Below are 25,810 nucleotides of genomic sequence, written 5' to 3'. Positions count from 1 at the left end.
AACCATCGTTCACCGCCACCCGGAACGGCTTCCGAACAGCACGTCACATCATGGCAGGGCAAACGTTGCCTGATTCGGCACTAGTAGGGGCCTCCTCGAAAGAACGAGCTCCCGCGCAAACGCGGCCGGTCGTCTCTTCGATGCGCCGCATCAGAGCGCTCATCCGGTGCTGAGCGTTCGGCGAGCGCACGCAACGTCCCTAGCCCCGCCAGGACTTCGCGTCGGTTGTCGGCCCGCTTCATCCATACCGGAAGCCGCGCGAACATCGCCATCGTCGGTGAAGCGACATGTTGCCGCAGTGCGGCGCTGGCGTAGGCGGCGAGTTCGTCGATGTGCTTCTCGTTGTACGCCCACAGGATGTGCCCGACGCATCGGGTCTGCAGCCACAGCGGCTGCCGGAAGAACGGATCCTCGGTGCCGCCCAGCGCCGCGCCCACAAGTGCGGCGCCCCGCACCTCGGCTTCCCATTCGTCGGTGGCCCCGCATGCCGCGCACACGAGACGGCGCGGCATGAACATCAGCTCACTGAAATACCGATGTGCCTCAAGATCCGGTCTGGGCACGACGAGAGCGCGGCCCCCGCAGCCGGGGCACACCACCAGCATGCGGTCTGCGAACTGCGCAAGCCAGAGTCCCGGGTCGATGTGACGTGCCGGGCCGCTCGACTCAGACTTCATAGCGAGCAACCATGCCACACACGCAGGCGCAGCCTTGGACTTCGCGGCTTTCGCTGCACGGCATGCACCCCTTTATGCCACGCCAAGGAGATCCAGGTCCGGTCGCTCGCGCCGGGGTGCTCGCAGCGGGACTGGTCCTTGCCGGTCCGCCCGACGCGAGGCGTTGAGTCGGGATGGGGCGTCGACCTGTCAGGTCAGATCGTCTCGCAGGTTGAGGCAGCCGCTCAGCAGGCCCCGATGGGCTCCGTCGGCCACGTCCATCCGGCACGAGAAGAAGACCAGTTGGTGGCTCTCGTACTTGTCGGTGAAGTCCTCGAAGGTGAGCGTGACCGGTACGTTGCGGTCGAACACGGGCTTGAGGAGGCGGAGGTCGATCGACGTGATGAGAAACCGCCGCCGCGCCTCTTCCCAGGGAACCCGAGGGACGTGCGACCACGCTTCATGGTGACCGTTGTAGTAGGCGAAAAGATTCGCACTCAACGCGTGGTACTCAGTGATCGCGTATAGCGCGGAACCGTGTACGAGCGGCCGATGGGGCGCTCGGGGGTCTGCGTCATGCTCCAGGTCGACGTCGTAGAGCCCCGTGTAGCGGCCGTCGCGGTGTTCGGCACGCACGGGCTTCCACGGCGTCGTCGCGAAGGTATCGGACAGGCAGCCCATCACCGTGTGGAAGGCCGGCGCGTTGGTGTCCAGGGCAGGAGTCGTATGCATGGGAAATATCCTGTTACCAGCAGCCACAGTGTGCCACTGGTGGGTGCCAGGCGGGTGGAGAAGCCCCCGCCGGATGCCTGGAAGCATTGAGACGCAACGAGACGCAGCGAGACACAACGAGACACAACGAGCTTCTGACGCCACGCCGCCGCTCTCCTGCGGGGATGGGCTTACTGCTGGCCATGGCAAATGATCCGGGCACGGGCATTCCCCGGAGGGCCGCGACTCGGGCCCATCCAACCCGCAGTGTGGGATGAATCACGGTCGTGGACTGTCACGGTTGCCTGGTGGGGCGTGTCTCGATGGGCGTCCGAGGAGAGGAGCTGGGTGTGGTGATGGGGTGCCGACGTGTGCTGGTGGTGGGGGCGGACTTTGTCGGGGTGCGGGCGGCGCACCGGATCGCTGGTGGACGGTCGACGACGGTGGTCGTGCCGTTGGTGAATGCCTGGGCTGAGATCGTCCAGCGGTTCCGCCTTCATCGGCATGCGGCGGGCATTGGGATGCCGGTCCGGGTGACCGGGGAGCTGGTCCGCCGGTCCGCGGCGTGGCGCCTGCGCCCCGGTCATCGCACCGGGGAACGAGTGGATGTCGGTCATGGCTGAGGACGCCTTCACCGAGCACCGTCCACTGCTGTTCACCATCGCCTACGAGATGCTGGGCAGCGCCGCCGACGCCGAGGACGTGCTGCAGGAGAGCTATCTGCGGTGGAGCGCGGTCGATCCCACCACGGTCGAGCATCCGCGCGCCTACCTCGTCCGAGTCGTAACCCGGCAGGCCCTCAACCACCTGCGCGCAGTCAAGGCACGGCGCGAGGACTACATCGGCACGTGGCTGCCCGAGCCGATCCGCACCGCACCCGAGGTGAGCGAAGACGCGATCCTGGCCGAGTCGGTGTCGATGGCCATGATGCTCGTCCTGGAGACGCTGAACCCGACCGAGCGCGCGGTGTTCGTGCTGCACGACGTGTTCGGCTACACCCACGGCGAGATCGCCGCCTCGATCGGGAAGACCGAGGTCACCGTCCGGCAGATCGCCCACCGCGCACGCCGGCACGTCCACGCGCGGCGTCGCCGCTTCGAACCCGACTCCGATGCCACCCGGGACATCGTCCAACGGTTCCTGCTCGCGGCGACGACCGGCGAGGTCCAGGCGTTGATGGACCTGATGGCGCCCGATGTCGTACAGATCTCCGACGGCGGCGGGAAGGTGTCTGCCGCCCGCCGCCCGATCACCGGCCGCGACGACGTCGCCCGGTTCACCCTCGGCGTGGCCCGTACCAGCATCACCGAGGCCACCCACATCGAGCACGCCACCTACAACGGCATGCCCGCGGCACGCTGCCTCACAGGCGGTGAACTCGACTGGCTGCTCGCCTTCGAGATCCACGACGGACAGATCACCGGCCTCTATGTCATGCGCAACCCGGACAAGCTGCACCGTGCCCATACGGTGCGCACACTCGACAGAGGAGAACACCAGCCATGGAAACCATGACCGTTGAACGCGTTATCGACGCTCCGATTGACGACGTGTTCGCCTGGCTCACCACCACGACCAACTACACGCGCTCACCCCTGGTGTTGCGCTGCCGCCTGACCCGGCGCGGCGAGACCGCGCCCTACGGCGTCGGCGCGGTGCGCAATCACCTCTGGCTGATCGGCTGGTTCCGGGAACGCATCACCCATTACGACCCGCCGTACGCCACCGAGTACGTCGTCGAGCGCAGTCTGCCGCCGTCCAGGCACGAACTCGGCCGCATGACGTTCACCGAGGTCGACGGCGGAACCCAGGTGCGCTGGATCACCCGCGCCGAGATCCCCGTCCCCTTGCTCGGAACCCTCCTCACCCGGTTCCTCGCGCGGCCCGTTATCACCCGCACTTTCGGCAACATCCTCGACGCCGCCAACACCGCACTGACCCAACATCCCCAGTTGGGGCCGAACAAGCCGACCACGCACGTGCCAACGAGCGGAAGCGAGCCCCGATGACCGTACGGATCCCTCGGCGAGACCGAAGGTTCAGAGCGTTCGTTGGTTGGTAGGTGCTGTTGCCCGGCCGTGGACGGTGCGTCTCACGGCCGACAGCACATGGCCGAGAGGGCCGTTGCCACATCTGTGACCGCCCTGTCACTGTTCACCATGCGGACTGGCGATCAACGAGAACGACAGCGGCCTGGACACGGACATGAAGGCTGTACTGGAGCGCGTCGCACCGCATAGCAGCAACCATTACTACGCTCACGACAAAGAGCGCACCCCCGCCGAGAGGGCAGTCCACGGCGAACGCGACAACGGCCACTCCCACGCTCGCGCCATGGTCGCCACCCACCCCGAGCTGACCATCCCCATCACGGCAAGCAAGCTGTACCTGGGCCAATGGCAAGCGATCATGTTGGCCGAGTTCGACGGACCACGCACGCGAGAGCTGCTGGTCCGCGTTCACCGGGCCTGATGCTGTCCTGCGATTGATCCTTGGTTGTGCCTGGTTCAGCAGCCAGGCACTTGCCTGTCCGGCGAGGCCGAGATCACCGTGTTTCGCTTTTCGCTTCCGGCTCCCAGGGGGCAGGATCACCCGCCTGGGAGCCGGACGAAGGCGGAGCTCCTACTGGAGCATGCCCTCGATGAGTTCCGTGTTCACCGAGGAGACGCCGGTCGTGGTGATGCCGGACGACGTGCCGGGGAGGCGGAGCGAGCCGTCGACGTTGCCGGTGATGAACAGGTCGGCGTGGCCGTCACGGTCGGTGTCGCGGAGGCGGACCGTGAAGCCGAAGCAGTCATTCCACGCGACGGAGCCCGGCACGCCGGGGGTGTTGCGGGCGAACCACTGGGAACCGGTGCCGGTGATGCCGTTCGCGCTGCCGCGCAGGACGTGGACGCCTCCCTCGGTCGTCTGCGCGCTGATCTTCTCTCCGTAGGCGCCGATTGCCAGGTCCTGGTAGCCGTCGCCGTTGACGTCGGCGGCCGAGACGGAGGAGCCGAACAGGTCGCCGCTCTCGGGTGTGCCGGCGACGCCGCTGGTGGCCTGGGTGATGCGGGCGCTGGTGGCGGGACCGGTGGGGGAGCCGTACCAGAGCGTTACCCGGCCCTGGTCATTGCCGTACATCTGGGTGCCGACGGCGAGATCCCCGTAGCCGTCCTTGTTGAAGTCGGCGATCACTTCTGCCGCTGCGCCGTCGTCCGCGTAGTTCGTGACGAGGCGCAGGGTCTTGCCCGAGGTCAGTGTGGAGCCGCCGTTGATGAACCAGGCGTCCGCTCCGAAGTTGTTCGGTTCGTCGACGAGCCCGACGATCACCAGATCGGTCTTGCCGTCACCGTTCATGTTGCCGGCGACCAGGGACCTGGAGGTGAAGTCCGACGACGACTTGTCGAGGGTGGAAACCGAGCCGGCCACGCCGGAAGGCGTGATGGACCCGCGGTAGACGTAGGTCTTACCCGCGCTGATCGCGGCGAGGTCCTTCTTGCCGTCCCCGTTGAAGTCTCCGACGGCGAGGTCCCGGCCGAAGAAGCCGTTGGACTGCTTGGCGCCCATATTGGGGATCGACGTGCCGCCGGAGAGGCCGCCCGCACTTCCCCACAGGATGGTGACGGAGCCCTGTTCCGTAAGCCCGTTGACGTCCTCGCCGTACGCCGTCACCGCCAGGTCAGCGTAGCCGTCGGCGTTGAAGTCGGCGGGGGCCATGACCCCGCCGAAGAGGTCGCCGTCCTCGTCGGCACCGGGGACGCCGGGGCTGGACTGGTCGATCACCTCGGTCTGGGTGCCGGGCCCGTTGGCGGTGCCGAAGGTGACCAGGACGCCACCGCCCGGGCTGTGGCCGGGCGAGTAGGTGGCGTAGTCGCGGTAGCCGTCGCCGTTGAAGTCGTCCGCGTACTTCGCGGCGGCCGCGTTCGCGGTGGGTGCCGCTGTGACGACGGGGACGAGGGCCGCCACGAGGAGCGCCGCGCAGGCTGCGGGGCGAATGCGCATGAAATATCTCTCCGATGTTCCGTGTGACCGCCCATGTGCCCGGCGATGCGATGCCTCCGGGACACGGGACGGTTGATGAACAGGAGACAGCGGGGGAGGGGGAAAGGTTGCAGGGGAGGGGAAAGAATTTGTTGGGGTTGAGGTAGGGGTTGAGGTAGGGGTTGGGGTTGGGTTCTGTTTCGGCGTTGGGTTCGGGACTCCTGACCGGGACCGGGGCTCGAGCTGGGCTGGGACTGTGGACGAACCGGGGTGTGCCGGGATGTGCTGAGATGAGCCGCTGCATGCGATCAGCGCTATACGCGACGCACGCGTGCTGTGCGCGGTCGCTACGGGCCTGCGATCGTTGCGGGCCCTCCGCCCGAATCTAGTACTGGTCTACGGGCCTACTGGCCTACTGGTCATTGGGAACTTCAGACGCCTCTGCGCCCCTCGCGTCGATTGACTTCTTCGCGCAGCTACGAGCAACGGTGTCGGCGAAGGCCCGGGCGAGCGGAGGCAACGCGTCCCAGCGGCGTACGGCCCAGCCGACCGACAAGGGTGGCAACGCCGGAATGGGGACGAGACGCAGCGCTCCGTCATTGACGGACGCGGGCAGGCCCGGCACGGCGGGTACGACGGCGTGGCCCAGGCCGAGTTCGGCGAGCAGCAGGGCCGTGTCCCAGTCGGCGACGCTTGTGTCGGAGCCGGCCCTGATGCCCAGCTCGGCGAAGGCTTCGTCCAGCCGACCGCCGGAGGTGGAGTTCGGCGGCAGTCGGACGAGGTGGATGTCGGGCAGGTCGGACACGTCGATGTGCGAGCGTGTGGCGAGTGGGTCGTCTACCTGGGCGGCGAGCACCCAGGGCAGGTCGACGACGGGCCGTTGCTCGATCCCGCGTACCGCGCCGCCGATGGTGATCCAGGCCAGGTCCAGGTCGCTGGAAAGGAGAGCGTCGAAGCAGCCGCGGCTGGAGGTCTCGGTCTGGAACTCCAGGCTCACCTTGGGAAAGCGCCGGCGGAAGGAGACGATCGCCTCGGCCATGAAGTGCCGCACGGTCGTCCCGCCGGTGGTGATCCGTACCGAACCGCTGTGCCCGTTGACGAGGTCCCCGAGGCGGCGCAGCGCGAGGTCGAGCCCGGCGATTCCGTCGGTGGCGGCTTCGCACAGGATGCGCCCCGCCGTTGTGGGCACGACCCCGCGGGGCTGGCGCTCCAGCAGGCTCGCACCGGTCTCCCGTTCCAATCGCTTGACGTGCTGGCTTACCGCCGACTGCGTACAAGTCAGATCCCGGGCCACGGCACTGAGGCTTCCGGCCCGGCACACTGCCACGAACACGCGCAGGTCATCCAAAGTCATCTACCCAAGCTACAGCTTGGAGTTGGCGAGAAAACTCAAGGATTGACTGGGGTATGCCGGGGCGGCGAAGCTCATTGCAGGGCCAGGCGGCAACCCGTCCGGTGCCTTTCGCGCGGATCCGGACCGGGCGAAGGCGTCGTACGGGTGCCGACCTGCCACTCACCGAAAGGACGCCAGCTCGTGACCGCTCCCTCTGCTGCGGCCGACCAGGCCGTCACGCTGCTGCGCCAACTCGGGGCCGGCGGCATCGTCCACCCCGGCGGTACTCTCCTCGCCCACCTTCAGCGCGTGCAGGCTCAGCTCGCCGGATGGAAAGCTCGCCCTGCCCTCCAACTGGCGGGTCTGTGCCACGCGTTCTACGGCACCGACGGCTTCCCCACAGCGTTGCTGACGCTCGACCGCCGTACTGATCTCGCAGCCGTGATCGGTACCGAGGCCGAAGCCATCGTGTACCTCTACGCTTCATGTGACCGAGGGGCCACCTACCCGACCCTCGGCCAGGCCGATGCCGCATTCCGTGACAGGTTCACCGGCCGTGCGTACGCGCCGACAGCGCAATCGTGCCGGGACTTCGCCGAGTTGTCGGCCGCCAACGAACTCGACCTGGCCCGCGCCGATCCCGCCTTCGTCGGGAAGTGGGGATCCGAGCTCCTAGCCCTGTTCGCCCGGTTGCGGCACCTGCTCAGCGACGCTGCTTGGCTCGACGGCCGAACGCTGCTGACCGCCTCTTCGCAGATGCCTCCCCATTGAAGGAACGCAGCGCACGCTCTGACGTGGACCCTGACAGCCGGAATTGACGGACGAAACCCCACAACCGAAGGGCCCTCACCGTGACCACCCCTCTCGCACCACCCGGCGAAACCCCCTCCCACCCCTGGACGGTGGCTGTCCTCGGCCCCGGTGGAGTCGGTGGACTGCTGGCCGCGCTGTTGGCCCGTGCAGGCCAACGGGTGATCTGCCTCGCAGGCACGACCACGGCCGCCGCCCTGCGCAAGGACGGGCTCCACGTGCGCAGCGCGCAGTTCGGCGACTTCACCACACCGGTGGAGGCGGACACCGAACTGCGGGAGCCGGTCGATCTGTGCCTGGTGACGGTCAAGAACACCCACTTGGACGCGGCCCTGGAGAGAGTCCCGAGCGGGATGCTCGACGGCGGACTTGTCCTGCCGCTCCTCAACGGTGTCGAGCATCCCGCCAGACTGCGCCGACACTTGGGGGAACGCCAGGTGGTGGCGGGCGTCATCCGGGTCGAGTCAACTCGTATTGCCCCAGGGCGCATTGAACATGGCAGCCCCTTCACCGAGATCGACCTCGCCGGAACCGCCGAACGGCTCGGGGGACTGGCAGGGACCCTCCAGGCCGCAGGGGTGACCACCCGCGTGGTGGGGGACGAGGCAACGCTGCTCTGGACCAAACTGGCCTTCCTCGCACCGTTCGCCCTGCTCACCACGCGCTACGGGCTCGCAATCGGCAAGGTGCGCGCCGAGCACCGCGAGGAACTGGCTGCCCTCCTCCAGGAGGCAGCCGCCGTCAGCGAAGCCTGTGGCGCACCCGTCGATGTCGCGAAGATTCTGGCGCTGTACGAGGCGTTCCCGTCGGACGCCAAGTCGTCGATGCAGCGGGACGCCGAGGCCGGACGCCCACCGGAGTTGGACGCCATCGGCGGCGCACTCCTCCGAGCCGCTCAACGGCACGGCGTGGATGTCCCCGTCGCCGCAGGACTCATGGCGGACCTGGGCTGGCACCCGCGTGGTCAGTGAGTGGCCGCCTCGGCCGCCAGTGACCCCGCCTGCGCGGGAAGTGGAGCGGTCAGAGGCTCACGAGCCTGGCCATGACTGGGCTCACTGCCGGGCTCATGGCCAGACTCATGACCGGGCCCACGACCGGGGTGTCATGGCCAGACTCATGACCGGCTCATGACCAGGGTCGGAACAAGGCTCAGAGGTCGGCGGCAGGGGCGAGCCGCGGGACGGCCCAGCCCCACCGCCGCGCCCAGCGACAGCGTCCCGGCAGCGACCACCAGCGCGCCCAACAGCATCCAACGGGGAACGCGACCACCCCACCGGCTGATGGTCGCCAGGCCCAAGAACCACGGTCATCAGGCCAAGCACGGCATTGTCCGCCTGGGCGAGCGCCGGATGTTCGAAAGGCCAGAACGAGGGGGGCGTGCCCCTGGCCGGTGCCCACGTCCAGGACGTCGATGCCCTCGCGCAGTCGTTCGGTGAGGCCCGGGGCCAGTGGGACGATCGTGTCGACGAGGGCCACGTCGTACACCCGGGCGGTCTCCTCGGCCTGGAGGGCCTGGAAGCGGGGGTACGCCGAGTACGGGACGCCGCCACCGTCCCGGAAGGACGCGACCACCTGCTGCTCGACCTCGCCCATCAGCGCGATGTACTGCATGAGCCCGGCGAGGTTTTCGGGGCCGGCGGCGGTGGTGAGCGAGGCGGCGTGCTCGGGGGGGGGCAGCGCGTACGTCGCGCCGTCCGGCTCGTACTCCACGACGCCCCCGACGACCATGCCGCCGAGCCATTCGCGGACGTACCGCTCGTCGAGGTTCGCCGCCTTGGCGACGTCGTCGCTGGTGGAGGGCGGCAGCGTGCTCATGGTCTCGTACAGGCCGGTCTGATGGCCGACGCCGATCAGGAGGGCCAGCCCTCCCTTGTTGAGCACGTCGACCATGAGGACGGCGAACGCTTCCTGCCGTGCGGGGTCCGGTGCCATGACGTCTCCCCTGAATGGCGTGTTTTGCTCTCCTTTGTCACGTTACGCCGTGATCGTGATCGAGGACCTTACGGAGCGGTGACGGCCGGCCGGACCGGCAGGCTCAGTCAGTCAGTCAGTCAGCCAGCCAGGGCCTGGCCAGTCGAAGGTGATGTGCTCTGGGCTGGCCGTCCCGACCTCGCCGGAGAGGCGAACCGGCCACAGGGCGGCCACAGACACCACATGGCGGAGAAACAGGCCGGCCTGGACTATTTGTCCAGGTCAGCCCCGCTGCCGGGGAACGAGCCGGCCCGGACCGCCTCTCGGGGTCAGTAGTTCGGCTGCTCGGGGTCAGTTCGGCTGCCGACGGGCCTGTTTCACCTCGCGGTCGATTGCCCAGGCGTCCGCTACGGGGCCCACGTGCCCGAGCTTGTCGGGGTTGATCACCGAGCGGATCGTCTGGATCTGCCCGTCGAGCACATCGAGCGCCAGAGTGTGGAGCACCTTGCCGTCCCGGTCGCGGAAGATCGCGCCCGGCTGGCCGTTGACCTCGTGCGGCTCGAACGTCACGTCGATCCGGGCCAACAGAGGGAAGACCGAGGCAAGCAGCCGGGCCACGTTCTGGGCGCCGATGACGGCCCTGGCAAGCTGCGGGGCCTTTCCGCCGCCGTCTCCGACCATCGACACGTCGGCGGCCAGCAGATCCTGCAACCCGCCCACATCGCCGTCCTTCAGCGCGTCGAAGAACCGCGTCGCCAGCTCCTGCCGCTCCTGCCGGTCCGCTTCGAACCGCGGCCGCCCGGCTTCCATATGCCGCCGCGCCCGTACCAGCAACTGCCGGCACGCCGCCTCCGAACGCCCCACCGCCGCGGCGACCTCGTCGAACCCGAAGCCGAACACCTCCCGCAGCACGAACACCGCCCGCTCCAGCGGGCTCAGCCGCTCCAGCAACAGCAGCGCCGCCATCGACACCGAGTCGGCCAGCTCCACCGACCGCGCCGGATCCTCATACGGATCGCTCAGCAGCGGCTCGGGGAACCACGGGCCGACGTACTCCTCCCGGCGCACCCGCGCGGAGCGCAGTACATCGATCGAGATCCGTGTGACCGCTGCCGACAGAAACGCCTTGGTCGACGTGGGCCGCGTCGCCGAGCCGTCGAAGCGCAGCCAGGTCTCCTGCACCGCGTCCTCGGCCTCACCCACACTGCCCAGAATCCGATAGGCGATCGAAAACAGCAGCGGCCGCAGCTCCTCGAACTCCTCGACCTTGCTCACGCCGAATCCCCTCCCCCCGACGCCCCTCCGCCCGGCCGTAGTTGCCGGCGTAAGCGTCATCTTCTGGTGATCATTCGGACCACCGGCTGGCCAGAGTAACGCCCCGAGTCCAGTGGCCCGGAGCCCGTGGGTAACGTCCCCGAGCCCGGGGCCCGGCGCCCCCAGCCGGGCCCCGGGCCAGTCGCTGATGCCTCTCAGTGGAACTGTCCGGGCTTGTAGTCGCCGGCCGGCTGCTGGGTGATGACGTTCAGTCGGTTGGCCATGTTCATGAAGGAGACCAGAGTTACCAGAGCGGTGAGCTGCTCCTCGTCGTAGTGCGTGGCGGCGTGCGCCCACACCTCGTCACTCACCCCACCTGCCCCATCCGCGACCCGGGTCCCCTCCTCCGCCAACTCCAGCGCGGCGCGCTCGGCCTCGGTGAAGACCGTGGCCTCCCGCCACGCCACGACCAGGTTCAGCCGCACCGAGGTCTCGCCGGCAGCGGCGGCCTCCTTGGTGTGCATGTCGATGCAGGCGGCGCAGCCGTTGATCTGGCTCACGCGCAGCGCCACCAGCTCCTGAGTCGCGGCCGGCAGCGGCGAGTCCTTGAGTACCTTGCCCGCCGCCATGAAGTGCTTGAGGATCTTGCCGGCGGTCGGGCTGGCGAAGTAGTTCAGTCGCGCGTCCATGGTGTGCTCCTCTGCGGTCGTCAGTGGCTACACCCCTTGAGACGGGGTAGCCCGACCCCCTGTGACATGGACGAATGTGACCTGCGTCTCCCATCCGTCGGTGCGCGTCCTGACCTGCCGCAGAATGGCCGTACTCGTACTCGTACTCGAACTCGAACTGGTACTGGTACTGGTACGCCACAGCCTCCTCAAGCCCCCGTGCCCTGGGCAAAGCGGTCACCACGTGCCTCTCGGATCCCGCGCCGTGGCCCCGGTGGCGGGACGCGACGCTCTCCGCCCTACGAGGCAAGGCCCGGCTCAGCCTGATCTCGCCACCACCGCCCCCAGACCGACACCACTCGCCGTCCACGGCTGTTGCGCTTGGTGCGGGGCCGAGTGGATTTGAACCCCGACCATTGCTCCTGGTCACTTAAGCCCGACCATTGTTCCTGGTCAGCGGCGCTCATTGGTCTTTCTGCTGAGGGAGTTGAGCGTTCATGGTCGGGAAAGCACATTGCCCCTAGGTGAGTTGAAGGATTGGATTGCCAAGGTCAAGAAAGGGCGAGGTTGCTCCCCGGCGTTGAGAAGGGGGGCGGGCGATATGGGGTCGCATCACGGCATTGACCTGGACGAACACCGGCTGGCCCGACTGTCGGAGGCCGTCCGGCTCCTCCTGGAGGTCGCCGTCGTGCTGGACCGGCCCGCAACTGGTACAGAAGGAAGCCAATGACATCCATGCTCGACGGTTGCACGCCCTGGCCCGAGGAGTTCGTCGACCGCTACTGGACGGCGGGGCACTGGCGCGGCTATACGTTGGACAACCTGCTGCGTGACTGGGCCCTGCAGTACGGACCGCGAACCGCGCTCGTGCAGGGCGGCACCCGCATCACCTACGCGGCCCTGAACCGGCGCGTGGAGCGCATGGCCGCCGGATTCCACCTGCGCGGCCTCCGGCCCGGGCAACGGGTCGTCGTCCAACTACCGAACGTTCCCGAGTTCGTCATCACCGTCTTCGCGCTGATGCGCCTCGGCGCGGTCCCTGTGCTCTGCCCGGTCCCGCACCGCGCGTCCCAGGTGTCCCACCTCGTGCGGGTCACCCAGTCCGTCGGCTACGTCGGTCCTTCGACCTACCAGGGCTTCGACCACACGGCGATGGCCGCAGACATCGCGGCTCAAGGGCCCTTCCTACGGCGGGTGTTCACCCTTGAGGCGCCCGGCGCCTCGTCTCCGTACGGCGGCCTTACGACCGACCCGTCGGGCTGCCACTACTTCCCGCTGGGCTCCATCGACGCCCCGCCCGGGCCGGTACTTTCGCGGAGCGCTGACCAGGTGGCTTTTTTCCTGCTCTCCGGCGATACCACCACGGAGCCCAGGCTCGTTCCGCGCAGCCACAACGACTACGCATACCAGGCGCGGGCCGCCGCCGAGCTGGTCTCGCTCACCGAGAACGACGTGTATCTCGCCGCGCTAGCCGCCGAGTTCAACCTCACCTTCGGCTGCCCCGGCATCGTCGGCACTCTCTCCGTCGGCGGCACCGTCGTCCTGGCCGAGAATCCGGAACCCGCCGAATGCCTTCCAGTCATCGGACGGGAGCGGGTCACCATCACCTCGGTGGAGCCCGCCGTCGCCCGGCTCTGGATCGACGCACTTCCCACGGCCCAGGCCGACTTGAGCAGTCTGCGCCTCGTGCAGATCGGCGGCGCGCCCTTGCACCGGGCGACCGCCGAACGGATCGGCCCCGCATCGGGCTGCCGCCTGCAGCAGGTCTTCGGCAGGGCTGAGGGGCTGCTCACTCTCACCCGGCCCGCCGATCCGGACGAGACCGTACTCACCACGCAGGGCCGCCCGCTCTCGCCCGACGATGAGATCCGCATTGTCGACGTCGACGGCAAGGACGTGCCCGAGGGGGAGCCCGGCGAACTCCTCGCCCGCGGTCCGTACACCGTGCGAGGCTACTACCGGGCGCCCGACCACAACGCACGCTCCTTCACCACCGACGGCTACTTCCGCACCGGCAACCTCGCGCGGCGCACCCCGGACGGCAACCTGGTGGTGACCGGCCGCCTCAAGGACATCCGCGCGGCGGACTGACCCCGAAGATCCCTCTGGCCTGTGACGGGCAGGCTGACCTGTGAGGGGCAAGGGCCGACCGCCGGCCTTCACGATCACCGCTGGCTACGGCAACGAATGCACCCACTTCGAACAGGTCATGGCCCGCATCAGCGTCAGCCGGTGCGGGCCCGGGCGGCCCCGGAGCCGTGCTCCCATGATTTGCATGGACCCACCCCGCTACGGGTTTGCGGCCCTCCCCGCCGACGAGCACGTCAAAGCGTTCCGTGCCCTTGTTGCGGTGTTCTCCGTCGCGGACACCCGCCGCAGGCACATCTACTGCAAAGGCACCTGCGGACACGCGTGGCACAACTTGCTTTCCTCAGTTGAGAGTTCGTAACGGCGACGGCACAACGACCCAAGCGAGGCACGCCGGGAAGTTGCCTGCGGATCATCTGATCGTTTGTTGATGTGGTTCGGACCGTGGAAAGGCGTTCACAACCGGCTGCGGCCCTGGGCCGCCCACGGCACCTGGGAGAGAGTGTTCACCGCTCTGCTGGCCCAAGCGGCCGGTCGGGGCGCCTCGGATGCGTGGGAGGCGTCCCGGCCGACAACGGTGGACGCGGCCTGCCGACAACGGTGCATACGGCCCGCCCAATCGGGCGCCGACAACTGCCTGCTCAGCCGACGGGGGCGCCGAACCACCGTGGCAGCCGGCTGAGCAGATCCTGCTGATCTTCACCGACCCACGCCACGTGGCCGTCGGGCCGCAGCAGCACCGCGGGCACGTCCAGTTCCTCGCTGACGTCGACGACGTGATCGATCCGGTCGGCCCACCCGTCGACCGAAAGTCGGCCGGTCTGGTCGAGCAGCAGCCCGCGGCCGCCGTGCATCAGCTCGTAGAGGCGGCCTCGCTTCAGCGCCACGTCCCGCATCCGACTGCCGAGCAGTTCGTGGCCCTCGCCGAAGTCGTAGCGGACCCCGACCGCTGTGATCATCTCGGTCACGTACCGGTTCACCTCCTCGAAGTCCATCAGCGTCGAGAACAGCTCCCGCAGCGCGGTCGCACCCGGATCGGTGCCCAGCAGCGTGATCTGCGCGCGGGTGTTGTCCAGCACGCGGGCGCCCACCGGGTGGCGTTCGGCGTGGTAGCTGTCCAACAGATCGTCCGGCGCCCAGCCGTTGACCGCGGCGGCCAGCTTCCAGCCGAGGTTGAACGCGTCCTGCACGCCGAGGTTGAGCCCCTGCCCGCCGGTCGGCGGGTGGACGTGCGCCGCGTCGCCGGCCAGCAGCACCCGGCCGACCCGGTAGCGCTCGGCCTGCCGGGTGGCGTCGCCGAACCGGGACAGCCAACGCGGCGAGTGCACGCCGAAGTCGGTGCCCGCGAACGCCCGCAGTTGCTTCTTGAACTCGTCGAGGGTGGGAGCCGTCGCGCGGTCCTCGGCCACGCCGTCGGCGGGCACGATGACGCGGCACACCCCGTCCTCGCTGGGACTGACGCCGAACCGCAGTTGGGTCTTGCGGACCTCCTCGACGACGGCGGCAATCGTCGCCGGATCCTCGGTCACCTCCATTTCCCCCAGAAGCGTCTCGACCTTGGCGGGCTCGCCGGGGAAACCGACGCCGAGCAGTTGGCGCACCACACTGCGGCCGCCGTCGCACCCGACGACGTAGCGCGAGCGGAGCTGCGTGCCTCCCGCACCGGCTACGCCCTCCTCGGCGGGGGTGCCCCCACTCGCCAGCTCGACGGTCACCCCGTCCTCGTCCTGGCTCAGCCCGACGACCTCGCAGCCGCGCCGGATCTCGGTACCGAGTTCGACGGCGCGCTCGTTGAGCAGCCGCTCGGTGACCGGCTGCGGGGTGGCGACACCGTAGGGGTGCGCGGTGTCCAGCTTGTCCGGCCACGGCTTCATGATGCCGCCGAAGAGACCGCCGACCTGGAACTTCTCACTGACCGCGAGGAACCGGTCCAGCAGACCGCGCTGGTCCATCATTTCCACGCTGCGCGCGTGCAGGCCCTGTCCGCGGGACTGCTCGGTCGGCTTGGTCAACTTCTCCAGCACGACCACGTGCACACCATGCAGCCGCAGCTCGGCGGCCAGCATCAAGCCGGTCGGTCCGCCGCCGACCACGATCACGTCAATCACGAAATCCCCCATTGGTAAGTTTGAATTTCGGCCAGCCCCTCCGCGCGGTCCTCGCGGCGCGCACACCCGCATTCCGCGCCGAGCGTCCGCAATGCGACGGCGAGTCCCCTGTCGATTCGACGTCCCCGTGCGACGACCCAACGTCGACAGCCGTCGACAAGAACCGCACACAGATTTCGCGGATCTCCTGTTTCCGCAGGTCCTGGGCTTGGTCGGCAATTCTGCGGCACGACCCGGGCCTTGCCGCAAGCCCCCTGGTGCGGTATATGTTGAGAGTGGCAAGGAGTGGTTGCTCTCCTTGCCTTTTTTCTTGCCTTTTTCCGTCCGTCGAGAGGGCCGCGATTCTCGTGGGGCAGCGGGGTTCCTACCGGCCTGTCGTGGCCTCGGCGTACTTCTTGATGAGTTCGTAGGAGCGTATGCGGTCGCCGAGGTCGTAGACGGGTGTGGTCAGCATCAGTTCTTCTGCTCCGGTCTGGGCAACCAGTTCTGTAAGCCGGTGTACGACGGTCTCGGGTGTCCCGACGGCTTGCTGTGCACGGAAGCCGGCAAGCGCCTGTCGCTCCTCTGCAGTGAAGGGGTGGGTGGCCGCCTCTGCGGGCGCGGGGAAGGGGATCTCACTCAACCCTTTGAGGAGCCCGGCTTTGACGACGTCCATCGGTCCGATGCGCCACACGGCTTCTTCTGCCGTCTCGGCGCACACCGCCTCCACGCACAGCAACACCCGGGGCCGCTCGCACCAACGGGACGGGGTGAACGTCGCCCGGTAACGTTCCAACGCCGCTTGGGTGTTGTCCGGCCGGATGTGGTGGGCGAGGGCGATCGGCAAGCCGAGTCTTGCGGCGAGAGCGGCACCGGCGGTGCTGGAGGCCAGCAGCCATGGTTCCGGCAGCGGGTCGAGTGCGACTTCGTCAACCAGAAAGGACAGGATCGCGGCCACGTCGCTGTGGTATTCCGCGTCTGTCGTCGGTCCGGCCCCGCGGCGCAGCGCCCGTGCGGTGGCGTCGTCGAAGGTGCCCGGGCCGCGGCCGATACCCAGGTCGATGCGGTCCGGGTGCAAGGCAGCCAGCGTTCCGAACTGCTCCGCCAGCGTGATGGGTGCGTGGTTGGGGGCCAGTACCCCGCCCGAGCCGAGGCGGATGACCGAGGTCGAAGCGGCGGAGTGTGCGGTCAACACGACGGGTGGGAACGCGCCGATCGCTGGCGAGTGGTGATGCTCGGCGTACCAGATCCGGTGGTAGCCCAGTTGTTCCACTCCCTGGGCGAAGGCGGTCGAGTCGCGCAGGGTGTCCACGGCGCGGGCGCCTGTTTGGACCATCGCGACTTCCAGCGCTGAAAGAGGTATATCGATCATGCCGTCATCTTAGGGATCGAGTGTTCGGCAAGGGTGTGGTGATCTTCCTGTTCGGATTACGGAACTCAGGCTGGCGCGGCGAGTTGGACTGACGAGGGGTCCGCACCAGGCAGGCGTTGGGACCGGCTCGCCGCTGCCTGCCTGAGTGTCTGTCTGTCTGCCTGCCTGAGTGCCTGAGCGCCTGAGCGAGCGTGTGTATGGGTGGCGGCGTTTGAGGTCGATGCCTCGCGCTGTCATCGGCCTGCCGTGGTCAAGTGGCCCTGGCTGTGGGGCGCTATGCTCGCCCTTGATCATCGCCGGCGGGCTGCGACGGGAGTGTCCAGCTCGTCGGGACGGGGATCCGGCCCTGTCCGTGGCGCGGCGGCCCGGCGAACTGCCGTACCGATTGGACGCCAGTCATGAGGTGGTCTCCCCCCCCCCCGCAGGAGCGATTCACGTGCGATCTGGAGCGTGTTCCAGTGAGTGCTCCGGCGCGTGATTGAGGTAGGTTGCCTGTCGGAGGTGAGCTCTGTGCCCAGTGAGAACGAGTTGTTCGGTGCTGTCGACGCGCTGCTGGAGCAGGTCGCGCAGGACGGTCTGCCGGAACCCGCCGAGCGCAAGCGGCTGCGCGAGGCGGCAGGGCTGAGCCAGGCCCAGATCGCGCAGGCGCTGGACGCGCGGCGCGAGGCGGTGGGGAGCTGGGAGAGCGGCAAGACCGAGCCGCGGGCGCCGAAGCGCGCTGCCTACGCCCGCCTCCTGGAGGGCCTTGCCGCCCGCTTCCCCCCGCCTGCCACCGAAGCGAACGCCCCCGCTCCGGCGGCGCCCGCCGCGCCCGACGCGCCCACCACGTCTGCCCCGCCGGCTGCGGCCGCTGCCTGTGACGCGCGGACCGCGTCCACCGGCCAGGTCGCTGAGACTCAGTCTCAGTCTCAGTCTCAGACTGAGACTGAGACTGAGGGCAGGACCACTCCTTCCGAGGACGCGACGCGGTCCGTCCCGGCTCCGGCGAAGGCTCCGGCCGCTCGTTCGGTGCCCGCCGCCAGGCCGTCGACGTCGCGTCGTCCGGCCGAAAGGAAGCCAACCCCGAAGGCCACCCCGAAGCCCGCCTCCGGGCCGGACGTTGCTGAGGGGCGGTTCGCGAACGGGCCGCTCGGTGTGCTGGACGGTGATGGTTCGCTGTACTGCGTCGGCGGCCTGATTCTGGACTGTCCCGCCAAGACGGTTCCTGCCCTGGTCGACTGGACGCTGTCTGAGGCGCAGTTGGGTGCGCCTCGGCTGCACCCGTCGGGCAAGGACGCCGATCCGTTGATCGTGCTGACTGCCGGGGCCGCCCAGCGTTTCGGGCTGCCGGAGGTTTTGGAGGACCGGCGTGGGCTGCGGCTGCCGGAGGACCACAAGGTGGTCAAGCAGTTGGCCCGCGCGAAGTGGCAACTGACGCGGCGCGGATTCGGGCCGTGGGCCCGCGTCTACCGGCCCGCCCAGGGCGGCCGCCGACAGTGCGTGCAGTTGGCGGTCCTGCCCTGGGGCGCGCTCGATACCCGGTCGTGGGGGAGCACCGAGCGGTTGGAGCCGGCCGGTATCGCCCGCGTGCTGGGCACCTACGCCTCGCGCGTCATCACGCCACGGGGCTCGACCGCCGTCTGCGGCCTGGAGGCGATGACGGCGCTGCGGCCGCCGACCCGCGCGGTGAAGGACGAGGCGAGCGGCGGTTGGGTGTCCGCTCCGATGCCCGGTTCGCTGACCGCGGCCGTCGACCCGGCACCGGTGGAGGCCCCGGACGAGCACCCGGTCGCCGCCGCCCTCTACCCCCGGGGCCACCAGCGCACCCCGGCTGAAGTTCTGGACGAGGAGGCGTACGAGTGGACGCGTGATCCCCAACTGCTCACCGACGCCGAGTGCACCCGTACCTTCGCGGTCGGCATCGACGTCAACACCGCCTTCCTCGCGGCGGCCAACCGCTTGGTCGTCGGGCTCGGTGCGCCGGTTCACGTCAAGGCGCCGCCGTTCGACAAGAAGACACCGGGCTCGTGGCTGGTGGACCTGTCCGGCATCGAGCTGGACCCGCGCCTGCCCAACCCGTTCACCCCGCACGGCGTGCGTCCCGACGGGCCGGCCTGGTACGCCACGCCGACCGTCGCCTACGCCCAGGAGCTCATCGACACCTACCACCTGCCGGCCACCATCCGGCCGCTGGAGGCGTGGCTCCGCCCCGAGTCCGGCCCGTATCTGGATCCTTGGTACAAGCGCGTCTCCGAGGCGTACAAGGCGACGATGGCCGACCTCGGCGTCACCTCCGACCTGTCGGAGGCGGAGTTCCTGGCGGCGATGGAACGCCACAAGGCCACCGACCCCGCCCTCGCCGCCGTGCTGTCGGCGATCAAGTCGACGGTCAAGGGCGGCATCGGCAAGCTGCGCGAGCGTCCGCAGGGCGCCCGCTACAAGTTCGGCGAGGACTGGCCCGCGCTGGAGCGGCCGACCTGGCGCCCCGACATCCGGGCCGCCGTCATCTCTGCCGCCCGCGTCAACATGCACCGCAAGATCCTCAAGACGGCGCTCGCCACCCAGCAAGCCCCGGCGCCGACGAGGGATCTCCTGCTGAGCGAAGAAGCACTGATCCCCGTCGCGCTGCTGTCGGACTGCGCCGTCTACCTCTCCGACGGCCCCAGCCCACTCGACTTCCTCCCGCGCACCGCCGACGGAAAACCTGCCCCCGGCACCTTCCGCCTCGGCGTGTCGCCGGGGATGGTGAAGCACGAGGGCACCCAAGAACTGCTGTGGGCGGTCCAGATGCTCGACGAAGGCCACAACCCCGCCCGCCACATCAAGGGCACCGACGCCGCACTCGACGGAGAGTAGGAGCACCCCGTGGGCCTCCTCGGCGACAGCCTCGACAAGGCTGAGGCGAACACCGCCACCCGCCCGATCCCGAAGTCCGCCGGCGCGCGGATGCGGTTCCTGGTCAGACAGGAGAAGGGCTCGACCAAGGCCGTGGCGCGGCTTCTGGGCATCTCGCAGCGCACCGTGGAGCGTTACCTCAAGGACCAGATCAAGCGGCCCCGCAGGGATCTCGCCGCCCGCATGGAGCGTGAGGTGCGCAAGCGCTGGCAGCCCCGCGTGCGGGAGAAGGCGAAGAAGCAGGCGGCGAGCCGGACCGGGATCGTCATCGAGACGCGGGCGAGGTTCGGGTTCACCGCCGCGCCGGGAACCACCGACGACGGGCGGATCCGGCTGATCACTCAGCACCTGCCGCCCGCCTACGCCGCCCGCCTCTTCGACGCCCAGGCCGCCGGCGCCACCGAGCAGCAGTTGCAGAACATCGCCGCCGAGGGCCTCCAGGAGATCTACTTCAAGGACAGCGGCCGCCGCGCCGACGGACTCCTGGTGGAGTTCACCGACATCGATTACGTGGAACTCGACTTCTGACCCGGCAGTTGGGAAGAGTCAGGTGCCGGCGCGTGGACGAGGAAGCGCGTCTGGTGCGGGTAGACCCGGCTCGCCACACCCTCCGGCACGTACGTTGCCGCGTCGGGCGCCGCGCGCGGGAGGAAGCGCCAGGCCCGTGCGGAGGCGTCGGTCATCCGGTCGACGCGGAAGCTGCGCCAGTCGTCGCGATCGAGGTCGTAGGCGAGGAGGTACCAGCGCCGGTCGGAGGCGACCAGGCGGTAGGGCTCGACCCGCCGCCGTCGCACCTCGCCCCCTGGGGGCACCTCCCGGGCGGAGTTCGCGGGAGCGTAGTCAGGTCCTGCCCCGGGCCGAGTTGGTAGCCGCCGCCGACACCTTGACTGGCATGCACCGGATAGCCGAGCGTGCGCAGCCGCTCGACATCACGCCGTACCGTGCGCGGCGTGACCCCGAGACGGTCGGCGAGCTCGGGGCCGGTCCAGACCTGGCGCTGCTGGAGCAGCCCGAGCAGGGTGAGCACCCGCTCCGTCGTGCCCCGCTCATCACCGCTCGCCGCATCCACGTCGCCCAGCCTGCCAGCGCTAGCGGACCGATCCTGTCCGCTATGGGTGTCAGGGTGACTCCATGGACGTAGACGTAGAGATGGACGTAGACGTAGAGGTGGACGTGGGCGTGGGCGTGGGCGGGGAGGGAGACGCAGGCGCACTCGATTTGAACGGGACGCTGCGTGAGCAGTGGGAGTTTCACTGGAACCACCAGCTCCGAGCCCGGCTGGAGGGTCTGACCGACGACGAGTACTTCTGGTCGCCGGTGCAGGATGCCTGGAGCGTGCGGCCGCGCGGCAGCTCGACGGCGCCTGTCCGGTTCGGTAGCCGGGGAGTTCACGATGGGCTACGCCCACCCCCAGCCGGTCACCTGTCCGAGGTCTGCCTGCTGCGCGACCTCTACCCGCACACGAAACCCGCCACGAACGGAGCAACCCGATGAGCCGCCACCTCCAAATCACCTTCGACGCCCACGACCCGCGGGCACTGTCGGCCTTCTGGCGCGACGTACTGGGCTATGTCCACCCCGGCCCGCCCGGAGTCGACCTGCCCGAGGACGCCGACCCGCTGGCCGCTTGGGACGACTTCCTCGCGGGGGTCGGCGTACCGGAGGAGCAGCGCAACGCGAAATCGGCCATCGAGGACCCGGCCGGGCACGGACCACGGCTGTTCTTCCAGCAGGTGCCGGAGGACAAGGTCGCCAAGAACCGCGTCCACCTCGACGTCCGCGCGGCCCCTGGACTGCAGGGCGAGGAGCGGATGGCGGCGCTGGAGGTCGAGTGCGACCGGCTCGTCGCGCTGGGAGCGACGCGGGTACGTCGCTACGAGCCCGCGCCCCCGATGAGCGCCGGCTTCATCGTGATGACCGACCCGGAGGGCAACGAGTTCTGTCTGGACTGACGGACTGACGGACTGACGCACTGGACTGACGCACTGGACTGACGCGGCTGGGCGGTTGTCGCTCCCGGCCATAGAGCGACGCAAAGTCGCAGTTCACAGGGTGCGGCGGCACCGTAGCTGCCGAGCGGGTGTTGTCTTTCTGTGGCGACTAGCGCGCGGCTCCCGTGCGGGCGGCTCCCGTGCGGGCGGCTCCCGTGCGCGCGGCCGCCTCGCGCAGGACGAGGTCGAGCAGGCCAGGGAAGCGCCGGTCCAGCTCCTCGCGCCGGAGGGAGTTGATGCGGCGCGTGCCCTCGTCCTGCTGCCGGATCACTCCGGCCTCGCGCAGCACGCGGAAGTGGCGGCTGACGGTGGACTTGCCGACCGGGAGGTCGAAGCAGCCGCAGGCCACCTCCGACTTGGCGCCGAGGGTGGTCACGATGCCCAGGCGGACGGGGTCGCTGAGGGCGTCCATCACGGTGAACAGGTCGATGTCCTGCTCGTCGGGGTGGAGCAACGGAGAAGAGGTTCGGCTGGCCACGGCCCCAGTATCCACGGACCGCTCCGAAATTTCATGTTCGCATGTGAGCGAACATGGGCTACGGTGGTGATCATCGGCCGGTGGCGCCGGCCCACACGAAGGGAACCGCCATGACCTCCTCTCTCGCATCCCCGCGGGCCTCCACGCCCACCTCCGCGTCGACCGCCCCGATCGGCGTCGGCATCGTCGGGCTCAGCGCCGGCGGCGGCTGGGCGGAGGCGGCCCACGTCCCGGCCCTCGCCGCCCTGCCCGACGCCTACGAGCTGCGCGCCCTCAGCGCCAGCAGCGCCGAGTCGGCGAAGGCGGCCGGGGGGAAGTTCGGCGTTCCGCTGGCGTTCGGCAGCGTCGAGGAGCTCGTCGCGCGGGACGAGGTGGACCTCGTGGTCGTGACCGTGAAGGTGCCGCACCACCGGGAGCTGGTCATGTCCGCGCTGGCCGCCGGGAAGACCGTGCTGAGCGAGTGGCCGCTGGGCAACGGGACCGCGGAGGCCGAGGAGATGGCCGAGTTCGCGCGGTCGCGGCAACTGCGCGGCTTCGTCGGGCTCCAGGCCCGCTCCGCGCCCCCGGTCCGCTACCTGCGCGACCTGGTCGCGGACGGCTACGTCGGGGAGGTGCTCTCCACCAGCGTCATCGCCTCGGGGCGGGTGTGGGGCGCCACGTTCGCCAACCGCAACACCTACTTGCTCGACCGTGCCAACGGCGCGACGATGCTGTCCATCCCGTTCGGCCACACCGCCGACGGACTCGCCTCGGTGCTGGGCGAGTTCACCGAGCTCAGCGCCACGACGGCCACCCGGCGCACCAAGGTCCGCCACGAGGAGACCGGGGAGTCCGCGCCGACGAACGTCGACGACCAGATCGCGGTGACCGGAACCCTCGAATCGGGCGCCGTCGCCTCCCTCCACTTCCGCGGCGGGCTCGCCCGCTCCACCAACTTCCTGTGGGAGATCAACGGAACCGAGGGAGACCTGCTCGTCACCGGCGACTCCGGACACCTCCAGTTCGGGCAGGTCACGATCCATGGCGCCCGCGGGAAGAACGCGACACTGGCCGAGCTTCCGGTCCCGGCCCGTTACGACGCGAACGTTCCCGCCCTCGCCCTCGCACGCGACACCATGGCCTACACCGTCGGCCACGCCTACGCCCAGTTGCGCGCCGACCTCGCCGAGGGCACCCACACCGTCCCCGACTTCACCCACGCCGCGCGCCGCCACCGCCTCCTCGACCACGTCCAGCGGGCGGCCATCACGGGGGAGCGCCAGCGCGTCAACGGCTAGTCGGCGGAGGTTGTGGTGCCGCGCCCGGTGAACGGGTGCGCGAGAGTGGCGGTGAGCCGCAGCCGGCCGGTGAGGGGAGCGGTGGCGGGCGAGAGGGGCGCGGTCGATACTGGTCTGGTACCCGGAGTGACCCGGCGCGGCCGACGCCGAACACGACGGACTCGCCCCACCGGTGAGGTCAGACCTCCAAACTTACGGATCAGACCTCCAAACGTACGGATCAGACCTCCAAACGTACCGATCAGACCTCCAAACGTACGGAGTAGCGGCGCAGCCACGTGTTGAGCAGCAGCGCGCACTCCATTCCGTAGCGGTCCAGGTAGTCCTCCAGGCCCGGCCCAGGGGGCGGGCTGTCGGTCATCTCCGCCGCCCACTCCCGATCGAGCAGCGCGTGCACGGGCTGGCCCTGATCGGCCATCAGGTCGGTGAACTGGGCGCGGATGGCCCGTGCGTACGCGCGGTGTGGCGTCGAGGGGTAGGGGCTCTTGCGCCGGTCGGCGACGGACGCGGGCAGCAGGTCGCGCGTGGCGGCGCGTAGCAGGCTCTTCTCGCGGCCGTCGTGCGTCTTCATGGCCCATGGGGTGTTGTGGACGTAACCGACCAGGCGGTGGTCGCAGAACGGCACCCGCGCCTCCAGGCCCGTGGCCATGGACATGCGGTCCTTCCTGTCCAGAAGCCGCGGCAGGAAGCGGGTGAGCGCGAGATGGCCCGCCTCCCGCATGCGTCGCTCCTGTACGTCGGTCACGGCGGCGACGTGTTCGACCTCGGCCACCGCCTCCCGGTAGCGGTCGCGCCGGTACGCGGCCAGGTCGAGCCGTTTGCGCAGGGCGGGGGAAAGCATCCGGTCGAGGGTGCCCGCAAAGGTCCGCCGGCCCTCCCCGAGCCACGGGAAGGTGCCGGAGGCGACCGCCTCGGGATTGTGGAACCAGGCATAGCCGCCGAAGAGTTCGTCCGCCGACTCCCCGGACAGGGCGACGGTCGAGTGTCGTCGTACGGCTTTGAACAGCAGGTAGAGCGAGGTGTCGCGTTCGGCGCGGCCGATGGGCAGGTCCCAGGCGGTGAGGGTGGAGGTGCGGTGCAGCGGATCGGCGAGGTCGGCCGCGGGCAGGACGATGTCCGTGTGGTCGGTGCGGGCGTGGGCGGCGACCGCGTGCGCGTACGGCCGGTCCGGGCTGGCGGATCCGGAGTCGCCGGGGTCCGCGAAGTCCACGGCGAAGGTGGCGAGCGGCCCCGAGCCCTGCGCCGCCAGTCGCCGGGCAGCCAGAGCCGAGAGGGCGCTGGAGTCCAGGCCGCCCGACAGGAGTGTGCAGCGCGGCACGTCGGCCACGAGCTGGCGGTCCACGATGTCGTCGAGCAACTCCCGCACGGTGTCGACCGTCCCGGCGAGGTCGTCCGTGTGCTCGGCAGCGGGCAGTGTCCAATACGGGCGCTGGTCGGACCCGTCACGCGTCACGCGCAGCACATGTCCCGGCTTGACCTCGTACATCCCCTGGTAGACCGCGTGACCGGGGGTCTTGGCGAGCGCGAACAGCTCCCGGAGGCCGTCGAGACCGACGACGGCCTCGGCCCAGGGGTGCCTGAGGATCGCCTTGCACTCGGAGCCGAAGAGCAGCCCGTCGGGGGTCGGCCAGTAGAAGAGGGGCTTGATACCCAAACGGTCGCGCACGAGGAGCAGCCGCTCCGCGCCGGTGTCCCACAAGGCGAAGCCGAACATTCCGTTGAGCCGCTCGACGAAGCGCGCAGGGCCCCACTCCAGGTAGGCGTGCAGCACGACTTCGGTGTCGCTGAGGGTCCGGAAGCGGTGGCCCAGCGCGGCCAACTCGGCCCGTAGTTCACGGTAGTTGTAGATCTCGCCGCTGTAGCTGATCACCACCGCGGGTCGGCCGGCGGACATCGGCTGGCTGCCTGTGGCGGGGTCGATGACGGCGAGCCGACGATGACCCAGGAGCGCGTGGCGGCCACTCCACAGACCCTCCGCGTCGGGCCCCCGGCAGGCCATGCTCGCCGTTATGGCCATCAGCACATCGCGGTGCGCCGTCAGGTCCCTCGCGAAGTCCACCCAGCCCGCCACACCGCACAAGTCGCGCACGCCTCCTTCGCCGGATGGACAGCCGACCGAAAATGTACGCCACAGGCGGCGACAACCGGCCGCGTTGTGGTCGGGCGGGGTGTCGGCGGCGCCGGGAAGGGCCGGCCGGATACGTGAGCGAAGAACACCTCAGACAGATCACCTCAGACAGATCCTCCAGCCCGATCCCCTGGCGAACCGTTTCCAACGGTCGGGGGCTGCCACCACGCCCTGACGCTCGTTGAACTGCTAACTCGCCCCGAAGTCAA

General features: G+C 69.3%; 24 protein-coding genes and 1 pseudogene. 13 read left to right on the top strand and 12 right to left on the bottom strand.

The annotated features are described in order from the left end of the window. Nucleotides 1-80 precede the first annotated feature (80 nt). Nucleotides 81-677: a hypothetical protein gene (locus ACZ45Z_RS08485; protein WP_468358136.1), complete on the bottom strand. Its 597-nt coding sequence runs from the start codon at nt 675-677 to the stop codon at nt 81-83. A gap of 189 nt (nt 678-866) precedes the next feature. Then, nucleotides 867-1,388, bottom strand: a complete 522-nt coding sequence (locus ACZ45Z_RS08480) for a hypothetical protein (protein ID WP_468358133.1) — start codon at nt 1,386-1,388, stop codon at nt 867-869. 594 nt (nt 1,389-1,982) lie between these two features. Between ACZ45Z_RS08480 and ACZ45Z_RS08475 the strand changes: the two genes are divergently transcribed. The 3 genes from ACZ45Z_RS08475 (at nt 1,983) to ACZ45Z_RS08465 (ending at nt 3,839) form a co-directional block, all read left to right on the top strand. Beyond that, entirely contained in the window at nt 1,983-2,882 is a 900-nt protein-coding gene (locus ACZ45Z_RS08475; protein WP_468358130.1) for an RNA polymerase sigma-70 factor, read from the top strand. After that, the gene (locus ACZ45Z_RS08470; protein ID WP_468358127.1) at nt 2,870-3,376 is read left to right on the top strand and encodes an SRPBCC family protein; all 507 of its coding nucleotides are present in this window, start codon (nt 2,870-2,872) and stop codon (nt 3,374-3,376) included. The genes ACZ45Z_RS08475 and ACZ45Z_RS08470 overlap by 13 nt, the downstream gene beginning before the upstream one ends. Before the next feature lie 157 nt (nt 3,377-3,533). After that, the gene (locus ACZ45Z_RS08465; RefSeq protein ID WP_468358740.1) at nt 3,534-3,839 is read left to right on the top strand and encodes a YjbQ family protein; all 306 of its coding nucleotides are present in this window, start codon (nt 3,534-3,536) and stop codon (nt 3,837-3,839) included. Nucleotides 3,840-3,989: 150 nt separating this feature from the next. Here the strand turns inward: ACZ45Z_RS08465 and ACZ45Z_RS08460 are convergent, their stop codons facing one another. Beyond that, on the bottom strand, nt 3,990-5,351 hold the full coding sequence (locus ACZ45Z_RS08460) for an FG-GAP-like repeat-containing protein (protein WP_468358124.1): 1,362 nt from the start codon (nt 5,349-5,351) through the stop codon (nt 3,990-3,992). 391 nt (nt 5,352-5,742) lie between these two features. Next, nucleotides 5,743-6,684 (bottom strand): LysR family transcriptional regulator, encoded by a 942-nt coding sequence (locus ACZ45Z_RS08455; RefSeq protein ID WP_468358121.1) that lies wholly within the window; start codon nt 6,682-6,684, stop codon nt 5,743-5,745. Nucleotides 6,685-6,864: 180 nt separating this feature from the next. Here ACZ45Z_RS08455 and ACZ45Z_RS08450 point away from each other — a divergent pair, with 180 nt between their 5' ends. Both ACZ45Z_RS08450 and ACZ45Z_RS08445 read left to right on the top strand, forming a co-directional pair. Next, nucleotides 6,865-7,434: a DUF6817 domain-containing protein gene (locus ACZ45Z_RS08450; protein WP_468358118.1), complete on the top strand. Its 570-nt coding sequence runs from the start codon at nt 6,865-6,867 to the stop codon at nt 7,432-7,434. Nucleotides 7,435-7,514: 80 nt separating this feature from the next. Then, complete coding sequence (locus tag ACZ45Z_RS08445) at nt 7,515-8,444, top strand: ketopantoate reductase family protein (protein ID WP_468358115.1); 930 nt, start codon at nt 7,515-7,517, stop codon at nt 8,442-8,444. Between the two features lie 178 nt (nt 8,445-8,622). Here the strand turns inward: ACZ45Z_RS08445 and ACZ45Z_RS08440 are convergent, their stop codons facing one another. The 3 genes from ACZ45Z_RS08440 to ACZ45Z_RS08430 form a co-directional block, all read right to left on the bottom strand. Further along, a complete protein-coding gene (locus ACZ45Z_RS08440) occupies nt 8,623-9,405 on the bottom strand; it encodes a hypothetical protein (RefSeq protein WP_468358112.1) in 783 nt (260 codons plus the stop codon). Nucleotides 9,406-9,735: 330 nt separating this feature from the next. Beyond that, the gene (locus tag ACZ45Z_RS08435; protein ID WP_468358109.1) at nt 9,736-10,659 is read right to left on the bottom strand and encodes an RNA polymerase sigma-70 factor; all 924 of its coding nucleotides are present in this window, start codon (nt 10,657-10,659) and stop codon (nt 9,736-9,738) included. Between the two features lie 194 nt (nt 10,660-10,853). Further along, nucleotides 10,854-11,327, bottom strand: a complete 474-nt coding sequence (locus tag ACZ45Z_RS08430; RefSeq protein ID WP_468358106.1) for a carboxymuconolactone decarboxylase family protein — start codon at nt 11,325-11,327, stop codon at nt 10,854-10,856. Nucleotides 11,328-11,907: 580 nt separating this feature from the next. On the opposite strand from ACZ45Z_RS08430, the gene ACZ45Z_RS08425 reads away from it, so the two are divergent. The 3 genes from ACZ45Z_RS08425 to ACZ45Z_RS08415 all read left to right on the top strand — a co-directional run bounded on the left by ACZ45Z_RS08425 (nt 11,908) and on the right by ACZ45Z_RS08415 (nt 13,755). After that, the gene (locus tag ACZ45Z_RS08425) at nt 11,908-12,036 is read left to right on the top strand and encodes a hypothetical protein (protein ID WP_468358103.1); all 129 of its coding nucleotides are present in this window, start codon (nt 11,908-11,910) and stop codon (nt 12,034-12,036) included. Next, complete coding sequence (locus ACZ45Z_RS08420) at nt 12,033-13,397, top strand: (2,3-dihydroxybenzoyl)adenylate synthase (protein ID WP_468358100.1); 1,365 nt, start codon at nt 12,033-12,035, stop codon at nt 13,395-13,397. Before ACZ45Z_RS08425 ends, ACZ45Z_RS08420 begins: the two co-directional genes overlap by 4 nt. Nucleotides 13,398-13,515: 118 nt before the next feature. Next, nucleotides 13,516-13,755 carry a DUF5958 family protein gene (locus tag ACZ45Z_RS08415; protein WP_468358737.1) on the top strand — a complete coding sequence of 80 codons (240 nt, stop codon included), beginning with the start codon at nt 13,516-13,518 and terminating at the stop codon, nt 13,753-13,755. Nucleotides 13,756-14,035: 280 nt separating this feature from the next. On the opposite strand, the gene rox is transcribed toward ACZ45Z_RS08415, so the two are convergent. Together rox and ACZ45Z_RS08405 are read right to left on the bottom strand one after the other, a co-directional pair. Next, complete coding sequence (gene rox / locus ACZ45Z_RS08410; RefSeq protein WP_468358097.1) at nt 14,036-15,502, bottom strand: rifampin monooxygenase; 1,467 nt, start codon at nt 15,500-15,502, stop codon at nt 14,036-14,038. 364 nt (nt 15,503-15,866) lie between these two features. Then, on the bottom strand, nt 15,867-16,853 hold the full coding sequence (locus tag ACZ45Z_RS08405) for an LLM class flavin-dependent oxidoreductase (protein ID WP_468358094.1): 987 nt from the start codon (nt 16,851-16,853) through the stop codon (nt 15,867-15,869). 510 nt (nt 16,854-17,363) lie between these two features. Between ACZ45Z_RS08405 and tap the strand changes: the two genes are divergently transcribed. Both tap and tpg read left to right on the top strand, forming a co-directional pair. Next, nucleotides 17,364-19,688, top strand: coding sequence for a telomere-associated protein Tap (tap, locus tag ACZ45Z_RS08400; RefSeq protein WP_468358091.1), 2,325 nt, complete (start codon nt 17,364-17,366; stop codon nt 19,686-19,688). Nucleotides 19,689-19,697: 9 nt separating this feature from the next. Next, on the top strand, nt 19,698-20,255 hold the full coding sequence (gene tpg, locus ACZ45Z_RS08395; protein ID WP_468358088.1) for a telomere-protecting terminal protein Tpg: 558 nt from the start codon (nt 19,698-19,700) through the stop codon (nt 20,253-20,255). 23 nt (nt 20,256-20,278) lie between these two features. Here the strand turns inward: tpg and ACZ45Z_RS08390 are convergent. Then, nucleotides 20,279-20,796: pseudogene (locus tag ACZ45Z_RS08390) on the bottom strand (helix-turn-helix transcriptional regulator); the annotation flags it as partial. Nucleotides 20,797-20,858: 62 nt separating this feature from the next. Between ACZ45Z_RS08390 and ACZ45Z_RS08385 the strand changes: the two are divergent. Both ACZ45Z_RS08385 and ACZ45Z_RS08380 read left to right on the top strand, forming a co-directional pair. Then, nucleotides 20,859-21,221 carry a hypothetical protein gene (locus tag ACZ45Z_RS08385; protein ID WP_468358085.1) on the top strand — a complete coding sequence of 121 codons (363 nt, stop codon included), beginning with the start codon at nt 20,859-20,861 and terminating at the stop codon, nt 21,219-21,221. Next, nucleotides 21,218-21,679 (top strand): VOC family protein, encoded by a 462-nt coding sequence (locus ACZ45Z_RS08380; RefSeq protein WP_468358082.1) that lies wholly within the window; start codon nt 21,218-21,220, stop codon nt 21,677-21,679. The genes ACZ45Z_RS08385 and ACZ45Z_RS08380 overlap by 4 nt, the downstream gene beginning before the upstream one ends. 148 nt (nt 21,680-21,827) lie before the next feature. On the opposite strand, the gene ACZ45Z_RS08375 is transcribed toward ACZ45Z_RS08380, so the two are convergent. After that, nucleotides 21,828-22,196, bottom strand: coding sequence for an ArsR/SmtB family transcription factor (locus ACZ45Z_RS08375; RefSeq protein ID WP_468358079.1), 369 nt, complete (start codon nt 22,194-22,196; stop codon nt 21,828-21,830). Nucleotides 22,197-22,306: 110 nt separating this feature from the next. Between ACZ45Z_RS08375 and ACZ45Z_RS08370 the strand changes: the two genes are divergently transcribed. Continuing rightward, on the top strand, nt 22,307-23,473 hold the full coding sequence (locus ACZ45Z_RS08370; protein ID WP_468358076.1) for a Gfo/Idh/MocA family protein: 1,167 nt from the start codon (nt 22,307-22,309) through the stop codon (nt 23,471-23,473). Between the two features lie 241 nt (nt 23,474-23,714). Here ACZ45Z_RS08370 and asnB read toward each other — a convergent pair whose 3' ends face one another. Further along, nucleotides 23,715-25,553 (bottom strand): asparagine synthase (glutamine-hydrolyzing), encoded by a 1,839-nt coding sequence (gene asnB, locus ACZ45Z_RS08365; RefSeq protein WP_468358735.1) that lies wholly within the window; start codon nt 25,551-25,553, stop codon nt 23,715-23,717. Nucleotides 25,554-25,810: the final 257 nt, after the last annotated feature.

The organism is Streptomyces sp. NPDC031210, assembly GCF_055570395.1.
This window is presented reverse-complemented; position numbering and strand designations above follow the sequence as displayed.